The sequence below is a fragment of the Streptomyces sp. NPDC005070 genome (genome assembly GCF_053600395.1).
Window position 1 is genome coordinate 1 of sequence record NZ_JBSFZS010000515.1, and the last position, 1,391, is coordinate 1,391.

At 67.1% G+C, this 1,391-nt stretch carries 2 protein-coding genes; both read left to right on the forward strand.

The genetic code is table 11. From position 1 onward, the window contains the following. Positions 1–316: 316 nt before the first annotated feature. Positions 317–649 carry a hypothetical protein gene (locus tag ACWEBX_RS40730; RefSeq protein ID WP_451889725.1) on the forward strand — a complete coding sequence of 111 codons (333 nt, stop codon included), beginning with the start codon at positions 317–319 and terminating at the stop codon, positions 647–649. Positions 650–1,127: 478 nt separating this feature from the next. Further along, a partial coding sequence (locus ACWEBX_RS40735) for a TetR/AcrR family transcriptional regulator (protein WP_451889726.1) occupies positions 1,128–1,391 on the forward strand: 264 nt, incomplete at its 3' end.

The window sequence follows — 1,391 nt, forward strand, 5'->3', positions numbered from 1 at the left end:
GAGCTGATGGTTTCGCCTTTGGAGTCCGTAACGATCAGGCATTACGCGGGCCTTGCTCGTGGCACCGATGTGATGCTCTGGGCATGGTCAGCGAGGACACTTCAACGCACCAGCCCAGCCGACGGCTTCCCACGGGAGCAATGCTCAAGACCTGTGGATCAGCGCTGGGAGGGACGCGGAGGGCGTACCTTCCGAATGATCCTGTGATGGTCACCGAGTAGGCCCGCGTTCGCAGCGCGGGTCGGGAAGGCGCGCCTGTGCTCAGCGGCACCCGGTTCGAGAACGGCGTCCTGGTCGAGTGAGAGGGGGCAGCCGTGTGAGCGAGATCCCTAGCCCCGGCAGCGTTCGTAGCAGCGTAGAACTGCAGATTGACCGGGTCATCGTCGCCTCCTTCGAAAAGGCCACTGTCAGCGTGCGCTGCCTGCGGGGACCGGTTCGTCGCGGTGCCCGCTTCAACCGGCTCAGCGCTTCAGTACAAGCGATCGACCTGACGATGACGCATGCCGTCGTCTACGGGCATCGAGTGGCAGAACTCGACACCGGCCTCACCGCCCTCGTGGCTCTCCGAGGAGATGGCGTCCAGCGACTCATGACGGGCACGTCAGCCTCCGGATGGCAGGTCATCCTGGGCGCCAACCCCTTGCCCTAACCCAGCGTGCCCGCACGGTGGTGCCGTGTCGGGGGGCCACCCTGAAGCGCCGGCTCGGCTCGGCCACTGCCGCGCATGACCGCCGACGAGCGCGTCAGCGTCCTCGTCCCGGGCGGCCGGCAGACGCCCAAGGACCAGCCGCTCCTGCCGAGTCGGACCGCGGCAGCGGATCCCTCCCTGGCATCGGCCTGCCCAAAGATCGTTTGCCGCCCCCCGGTCCGGATGCCCCCAAGATCTGTTCCCTTGGGGGCGGGGGCGCGGCGACCTCCGGTACATGATCGTGCCGAGCGCCTGAACGACTCCGCTGAAGTGAGGCCCGGACAGCAGCCGCATCCATCGCCATGAACGGAGCGAGGGGAGTGCTGCGGCTCCGGAAGATCCCAACTGTCTTTTGTGTCAGACGAGTTGACACTTCTCGCAGCCCGCCCCACGATGACCGGGCGGTCACATGACCGCCCGGTCATCGGCAGGAGCACGCATGCCCACTTCCACCTGGACCCGCCTGTCACCGGTGCGGCGCGAACGGGTCCTGGTCGCCGCCATGGACGAGTTCGGCACCCACGGCTACTCCACCGGAAGCCTCAACGTCATCGCCCGCGAGGCCGGCGTGGCCAAGGGCTCGCTGTTCCAGTACTTCGAGGGCAAGCTCGACCTGTTCGCCTACGTGGCCGAACAGACCTCCCTGCGCGTCTACACCGCCATGCAGCCCTGGCTGGACGGATACGACGGCTCCACGGAGTTC